Source organism: Blautia sp. 1001283B150304_161114_C9 (genome assembly GCF_015668165.1).
GTDB classification, from domain to species: Bacteria; Bacillota; Clostridia; order Lachnospirales; family Lachnospiraceae; genus Blautia_A; species Blautia_A wexlerae.
The window spans coordinates 66,249-73,140 of the sequence record NZ_JADPGO010000020.1; the positions used below are offsets into that span (position 1 = coordinate 66,249).

The 6,892-nt window shown below is 39.5% G+C and carries 7 protein-coding genes and 3 tRNA genes; 6 read left to right on the top strand and 4 right to left on the bottom strand.

The features are described from left to right. The first annotated feature begins 114 nt into the window (after positions 1–114). From I4V44_RS11320 to I4V44_RS11335, 4 genes are all read left to right on the top strand, one after another. On the top strand, positions 115–909 hold the full coding sequence (locus I4V44_RS11320; protein WP_055200892.1) for a GDSL-type esterase/lipase family protein: 795 nt from the start codon (positions 115–117) through the stop codon (positions 907–909). Beyond that, positions 906–1,382, top strand: coding sequence for a DUF4358 domain-containing protein (locus I4V44_RS11325; RefSeq protein WP_055200894.1), 477 nt, complete (start codon positions 906–908; stop codon positions 1,380–1,382). Before I4V44_RS11320 ends, I4V44_RS11325 begins: the two co-directional genes overlap by 4 nt. Positions 1,383–1,537: 155 nt before the next feature. After that, positions 1,538–2,926 (top strand): MBOAT family O-acyltransferase, encoded by a 1,389-nt coding sequence (locus I4V44_RS11330; protein WP_196002727.1) that lies wholly within the window; start codon positions 1,538–1,540, stop codon positions 2,924–2,926. Positions 2,927–2,938: 12 nt separating this feature from the next. Then, the gene (locus I4V44_RS11335; protein WP_022380555.1) at positions 2,939–4,132 is read left to right on the top strand and encodes a DHHW family protein; all 1,194 of its coding nucleotides are present in this window, start codon (positions 2,939–2,941) and stop codon (positions 4,130–4,132) included. A 268-nt stretch (positions 4,133–4,400) separates the two neighbouring features. On the opposite strand, the gene I4V44_RS11340 is transcribed toward I4V44_RS11335, so the two are convergent. Further along, positions 4,401–5,138 (bottom strand): LytR/AlgR family response regulator transcription factor, encoded by a 738-nt coding sequence (locus tag I4V44_RS11340; protein ID WP_196002728.1) that lies wholly within the window; start codon positions 5,136–5,138, stop codon positions 4,401–4,403. Positions 5,139–5,497: 359 nt separating this feature from the next. On the opposite strand from I4V44_RS11340, the gene I4V44_RS11345 reads away from it, so the two are divergent. Together I4V44_RS11345 and I4V44_RS11350 are read left to right on the top strand one after the other, a co-directional pair. Continuing rightward, on the top strand, positions 5,498–5,728 hold the full coding sequence (locus I4V44_RS11345) for a hypothetical protein (RefSeq protein WP_026650366.1): 231 nt from the start codon (positions 5,498–5,500) through the stop codon (positions 5,726–5,728). Positions 5,729–5,769: 41 nt separating this feature from the next. Continuing rightward, a complete protein-coding gene (locus I4V44_RS11350; protein ID WP_196002729.1) occupies positions 5,770–6,333 on the top strand; it encodes a GNAT family N-acetyltransferase in 564 nt (187 codons plus the stop codon). Between the two features lie 115 nt (positions 6,334–6,448). Here the strand turns inward: I4V44_RS11350 and I4V44_RS11355 are convergent. The 3 genes from I4V44_RS11355 to I4V44_RS11365 all read right to left on the bottom strand — a co-directional run bounded on the left by I4V44_RS11355 (position 6,449) and on the right by I4V44_RS11365 (position 6,746). Beyond that, positions 6,449–6,519: transfer RNA gene (locus I4V44_RS11355), tRNA-Cys, on the bottom strand. Positions 6,520–6,557: 38 nt separating this feature from the next. Beyond that, positions 6,558–6,629: transfer RNA gene (locus tag I4V44_RS11360), tRNA-Glu, on the bottom strand. Positions 6,630–6,673: 44 nt separating this feature from the next. Continuing rightward, positions 6,674–6,746 (bottom strand) — tRNA-Asn (locus tag I4V44_RS11365). Positions 6,747–6,892 lie beyond the last annotated feature (146 nt).

A 6,892-nucleotide genomic window follows, 5' to 3' on the forward strand; every position in this document is an offset into this window, starting at 1 on the left:
TTTTTTTAGTGCGTATTATAATTATAGCGATACTCATAAATAATGCATTTGAGAGTATTACTATAAATAAAACTATGTCATAAAATGGATATTTTTCCATAGGAAGGATTTATTTTGAAAAAACAACCAAAGAATAAAGTTTTATTTCTTATCCCTGTCGGTGTTATACTCGCCGGTGCAGTGATTTTTTTATGCACCCGCGGAAATGAGAATGATTCTGTCTGTAAAGAAAATGTAGCCCGCCTTCAGGCTCTGGAAAATTCCGACATTTCACAGACAGAAGAACAGCTTCAGGCTCTGAAACAGACAACCGGCATTTCTTCCGGTTCTGATGCTTCAGACAGTTCCGGATCTACTCTGTTGAGTGATGTAGAAATCCGACAGGTTTTTGCCGGAAACGTCATCATCGGTGACTCTATCACAGAATCCATCGTAGAATACGGATATCTGGATACGGATGTAGTAGTCAGCAAACGAGGATTAAATGTAGGTGCAGCCGATGATCAGATCAGTACGGCAATTGCTCTGAATCCCTCTCATGTATTCATGGCATTTGGTTCCAACGACCTGGAAATATATGGTTCGGCTTCATCAGAATTTATTGATGCATACAGGACGCAGATAAAGAAAATCCAGACAGCCTTACCGGATGTCCCAATTTATATCAACTGCATTCTGCCGATTACTGATGAAGCGATCGCACAGACTCCTGATCTTGGATATTACCCTGATTATAATGAAGGACTTATCAAACTCTGTCAGGAAATGGGATGTACCTTTATTGACAACTCAACGATTGTAACAGACAGTTCAGAGAATCTGTATGAACCGGACGGTGAACATGTGATTCAGGACTACTATCCCAAATGGCTGACAAATATGGCACAGATTGCGGGGTTAAAGGCATGAAAAATTATTTACATATTTTTATCAAAGGTGCATTTGTTCTTTTCCTTATCGCATATCTGACTGTCCTGTATACCTCCGACAGTGCAAAGAATGTACCCATGGAACAGATTGCACAGACTATGGAACAGGATTCTGATATCACTTCTTTGAATAAAGAAACACGTTCCGATCTGAAACATTATTATCAGACAGATGACCGCAATATTGACGGTTATTTCTTCTACAAAGCTGCTTCACCTATGGCAGTAGAAGAAATCTGTATTATGAAAGCCACTGACAATACCCAGGCAAATACTTTGCTTGAAAATGCAAACGCCCATCTCTCCAGTCAGAAGCAGGTATTTGAGGGATATGGCACAGATCAGATGGCTCTTCTGAACAATGCAGTTGTTGGAAAAAAAGGAAACTATGTATATTATATGTGCGGCGCAGACGCACAGAACTGGCGCACTGCCTTTCTTTCCATGATATAAGCATTTTACTTTAATCCTCGTAACTGTTCCGCATTTTACGCTAATGGACTGCAGAACCATTACTATGGCAGTCCTCTTAATAATACTGTTAAGAGAAAATGCAGTTAAGAGAATTACTATAATATTCATAATATCCAGATTGGAGAACTTTTAATATGGTATTCAACAGTATATTTTTTATATTCTGCTTTCTTCCGGTTTTCATGCTGATCTACTACCTGGTACCGGGAAAGCTCCGCAATCTGCTGCTGTTTTTGGGCAGTCTGATCTTTTATGCCTGGGGAGAACCTGTATATGTGATCCTCATGCTGTTTTCCAGTATCTTCAACTATTATATGGGTACAGAACTGGAACGTTTATATTATGATGACAGGAAACAGAAAATTAATCTGATTTTCTCGATCATTATAAATCTTGCAGTACTTGTGTTTTTTAAATATTATGGTTTCTTACTTAACACAATCGGAGGAATCATCGGTATCCATATCCCTCATCCGGAGCTTTCGCTGCCGATAGGACTTTCTTTCTACACTTTCCGTAATTTGTCCTATCTTTTTGATATTTATTTAAGTAAGGTCAGTGCGCAGCGAAATTTCCTGACCTTTTCCGTATACAGCACAATGTTTCCTTATACCTCTGCCGGACCAATCGTACGATATACGGATATAGAGACGCAGCTGAAGCAGCGTACCATCAATATCTCCAGATTCGGTATCGGTGCAGAGCTTTTTGTCAAAGGTCTTGCAAAGAAAGTTCTTCTGGCAGATAATCTCTCGGTTTTATACAGCAGTATCTGTGGTCATCCACAGATGTCTGTATTTACTTCATGGCTTGGCATTCTGGCTTATACAATGCAGCTTTATTTTGACTTCAGCGGCTATTCGGATATGGCCATCGGTCTGGGAAAAATGCTGGGATTTGATTTTAATAAGAACTTTGATTATCCCTATATTTCCACCAGTGTTTCTGAATTCTGGAGACGCTGGCATATTTCTCTTGGAAGCTGGTTCAGAGATTATATTTATATCCCGCTTGGCGGTAATCGGGTCTCCACTCTGAAACATATCCGAAATATCCTTGTGGTATGGGCACTTACCGGTCTATGGCATGGTGCAAGCTGGAATTTCGTACTATGGGGTGTTTATTACGGACTCTTCCTTTTACTCGAAAAATTTGTACTTCAGAAATATCTGAAAAAAATACCATCCTGGCTTTGCACTGTATACACTATGCTTGTAGTCATGATCGGATGGGTATTCTTCAGCCAAACAGACTTTGGTGCCCTTGGCCATTACCTTGGAACTATGTTTGGGATCGGAGCTTCCGGTTTCATAGACAAAACTGCACTTTACTACCTCAAGACAGGATTTATCCTTCTTCTGATCAGTATTCTTATGTGCCGTCCTGCTCCTTACCAGTACTTTAAGCGTCTGGTCAGACGCAGACCTGTTGCTGCAGTGATCATAAATCTTATTTTATTTGCATTATCGATTGCCTATATGGTTTATAACTCTTACACACCATTTTTATATGCAAAATTTTAGAAGGTAAACAATATGAAAAAATCATTAAGAAATTATCGTTTATTTTTCCACAGAATGGGACTTTTATTTTTATTTATCCCCTTGATCGTACTCATTCTGAGCATTGTGCTTCCTGACAGAGGGTTTTCTGAAAAAGAAAACCGCGTACTTTCTTCCCTGCCTCATTTAAACGGCAGTCAGATTGCTTCCGGCGGATTTGAAAAACAATTTGAAACCTATGAAAATGATCAGTTTCCACTTCGCGATCTGTGGATTACCCTGAAAGCCGGAACTGACCGTCTGATGGGCAAAGTAGAATCTAATGGTGTATACGTTGGAAAATCCGGATATCTTATGGAAGAATTTAAAGCGCCTGATCAGACACAGTATGACGCCACTGTAAAAGCAATGACTGACTTTGCGCAAAAACATTCTGATCTGAAACAATATGCACTGATCGCCCCAAATTCTGTGAATATCCTGAGCGACAGGCTTCCTGCTTTTGCCCCTGTCCAGGATCAGAATTCCTGGCTTGACAGCCTCTCTGCCTCCCTGACCGATGCAGGTGTGACCTTTATTGATGTTCGCAGCACTTTTAAAGATCACAAAATGGAAGACCTCTATTATCACACTGATCATCACTGGACTACCCAGGGTGCTTATTATGCCTATCTTAAGGCAGCCAAAGATATGGGAATTGATACTTCAGCAGACACTTATGACAAAGCACCTGTCACCCGTTCTTTTCAGGGAACACTGTCTGCCAAAAGCGGTTTCCGCTCCGGCGAAAAAGATGAGATCGATGTATTTCTCCCCACCGGAGATCAGGCACTCTCTTCTGTAGTTAATTATGTAGACGAACAGAAAAAAAGTGCCAGCTTCTATGATACTGAGAAACTTGAGACAAGAGATAAATATGCATTATTCTTTGGTGGAAACCACGCTCAGATAAAGATCAGTACTCCTACTGAAACAGATAATACACTGCTTGTGCTTAAGGATTCATACGCAAACAGCTTCATCCCATTTCTTGCTCAGCATTACCGAAAGATCATAATGATCGATCCCCGTTATTACTTTGGAGATCTGGAGCAGTTAATGCAGGTTGAAAATGTTCAGGAAATTCTGTACCTGTATAATGCTAATACCTTCTTCACAGACACTTCTCTGGAGCTTGCCCTGACAACTGCTGAACAGGATTCTTCTGATACATCTGATATCAGATAATATTATATCAAAAAATCCCCACCGAAATTTCAATGCCGAGGAAACATTGACTTTCGGTGGGGATTTTTCACACATTCACACACATTTTATAACACACACTTTTCACACACTTTTTAATAATAGGTCAGGTATAACGACTGATTTAAAACAATAATACTGTGTCTTTCATTCCCCGTTCCCAGTTTATCTGTTTTTTATATCAGCTGTACCTTAATGTGTATTATATCAGCATTTATGCCCACTTTTCATTTTATGCAAATTCAGCAATTTATTCTGCAAAAGTGTCCTTTGAGTCTCCAAAATGATTTACAAAATAATCATAGTACGTATCCAGTATTTCTTTCCGCCCACGAACACGTATAGGCACAAGTGTTCCATCTTCCATAATAAAATCGTCCTCTACATCCTTAATATAATCCATATTCACCAGATAACTCTGATGGCAGCGCAGAAAACGTTTCTCGTTAATTCTCTTCTCAATTCCTCCCAGCTTGTCCACTGTTATAATTTCGGAGCCATCTGACAGATGCAGGGTGACATTATGTTTATCGCTGTCAATATACATGATATCATCTGTACATGGATAACGGTACTGTCTTCTGTTTTTGATTGCAACACGCCTTTTCATATCCGTTTTAAGAATCCTGTTCAGAAGTTTCATCAGTTTCTCTTCTGAAAATGATTTCAACAAATATCCGGAAGCCTGTACTTCATAACTCTCTATGGCATAATCCGGTGAGGCGGTAAGAAAAATGATCGGCACCTTACACTGTATCTGTCTCAATTTTCTTGCAGTTTCCATTCCATTAAGTTTCTTCATACAAATATCCAGAAAAAGCAGATCCATAGCAATGTATCCTTCTTCCACATCGGCTATAAGCGTCTCTCCTGAATCATATTCTACAATTGAAACCTCTTCATTTATTTCTTCAAAATACTGACACAATATTTCTTTTAAAAGAAGTCTTTCAATCTCAACATCATCACAAACGACGATCGTTTTCATGTAATTTCCCCTTTCCGTATCAATATAAAAAGCAGCTTCCAAAATCCTGTCAGTCGCAAAGTTCTGACATTTATCTGTAAACAGCACAATTTCTATTAATTATATATGCTTAATCCTACGTATTCAAGTACTTTTTTCATTTATTTTACTTTTTTATAACAATCATTGTTGTTTACTTTTTTTGTGTTATACTTATATGGCAGCTTCACTTATGACAGCACTTTGGTAAAACAATCATATACTGAACTGTTACTCTATTTAACCGAATCAGGTAAGTCCCCTGCGGAGCAGTTATTCGGTGTAAAGCTGCGTAGCAAAGCGGATGATTTTATCCGCTTGACACAGAAAGAAGGAATTATATGCGTCAGGAAAAATTTAAAATGGAACGTCAGGGATTAATAAATGTGGGAGATGAAATAGAAATTTCCGAATATCAGTCTTTTATGAATTACAGTTATATCATTGAACCGGCTGTGGCAATGTCCGGCTGTTATCCAAATGCAGAACGCATCAGATCCAGAAAAGGAATCGTAAAAAATATTGAACATACACCGCGAGGTTTTATAGTGACTGCAGAATTTGATGAATAGTTACATATATTTTTCAAACACACTTCAGAAAGGAAATTATCATGGACAATAAAATAATAATCCGTACCGCTTCTGCTGCAGATGCGCCGGCACTGCTTAAAATTTACAAACCATATGTAGAAAATACAGCCATCACCTTTGAATATGATGTTCCCTCCACAGAAGAATTTGCTTCCCGGATTCAACACACTCTGAGAAAATACCCTTACCTTGTAGCTGAGGAAAAAGGAACTTTGCTTGGATATGCATATGCAGGTCCTTTCCATGAAAGACCTGCATATGACTGGGCTGTGGAAACATCTATTTATGTTGATCAGTCTCTTAAACACAGAGGGATAGGCCGCATGCTTCATGATGCCCTTGAAACCGCTTTACGTGAGCAGGGTATCTTGAATATGAATGCCTGCATTGCCTATCCTCCAAAGGAAGATGAACATCTTGACAAAAACAGTGTGGAATTTCACACTCATATGGGATATCGTCTTGTAGGTGAGTTCCATAAATGCGGTTACAAATTCAACCACTGGTATAATATGGTCTGGATGGAGAAGCTGATCGGTGAACATCTGACAGTTCAGAAGCCACCGAAATTCCCTCTCCTGTAGCCTGTTATTTCTGTGACTTCCAGAAATTATCAGAATCAATCCTGTGTCACTATCGCAAGTGCCAGTATACATTAACGCAAAAAAACCTTAGAAGTATCTTCTAAGGTTTTTCAAGAGGTGCCACCCGGATTTGAACCGGGGATAGAGGTGTTGCAGACCTTTGCCTTACCACTTGGCTATGGCACCATATTCACTTTTTATTATATGTAAGAAATCTTACATAATGACTCCAAGGGGATTTGAACCCCTGTTACCGCCGTGAAAGGGCGGTGTCTTAACCGCTTGACCATGGAGCCTGGTAGAAAATTGAATTTGATATCGGACTTCATGTTTCCGAAAACTCCCCCTGTTGGACTCGAACCAACGACACTGCGGTTAACAGCCGCATGCTCTACCGACTGAGCTAAGGAGGAATAAAGGTTTGCACCTTCAAAACTACATACATGTTGACATTTCCTTGAGATTCATTCTTCCTGCGATTCTTGGTCAAGCCCTCACCCGATTAGTAACAGTCAGCTCCATGCATTGCTGCACTTCCACCTCTGCCCTATCTACCTCG